The organism is Oceanospirillum linum, assembly GCF_001995095.2.
Lineage (GTDB): Bacteria > Pseudomonadota > Gammaproteobacteria > Pseudomonadales > Halomonadaceae > Oceanospirillum > Oceanospirillum linum.
Map to the genome: position 1 here is coordinate 1 of NZ_MTSD02000202.1, position 402 is coordinate 402.

General features: G+C 48.0%; 1 protein-coding gene. It reads right to left on the reverse strand.

The annotated features are described in order from the left end of the window. Positions 1-402: ATP-dependent protease subunit HslV (gene hslV, locus BTA35_RS17325; RefSeq protein ID WP_078320925.1), on the reverse strand; the 402-nt coding region annotated here is incomplete at both ends.

Consider the following 402-nt stretch of genomic DNA (forward strand, 5'->3'; position numbering starts at 1 on the left):
CTCTTTGGCTGACATATCGGTATTTTCATGCAAAGCACGAGCAGCAGCTAAAGCATAGTTACCGCCAGAACCGATTGCGACCACACCATGCTCGGGCTCTACAACGTCACCCGTACCTGAGATCACTAAAGAAGCCGTTTTATCAGCTACTACCAACATCGCTTCTAAACGACGCAGTGCACGGTCAGTACGCCAATCTTTTGCCATTTCTACAGCTGCCCGCACCAGTTGGCCTTGGTGTTTTTCTAGCTGTGCTTCAAAACGCTCAAACAAGGTAAAAGCATCCGCTGTACCGCCTGCAAAGCCCGCTATCACTTGATTACGATATAAACGGCGTACTTTACGGGCATTACCTTTCATCACGGTATTACCTAAAGAAACCTGTCCATCACCACCTAATAC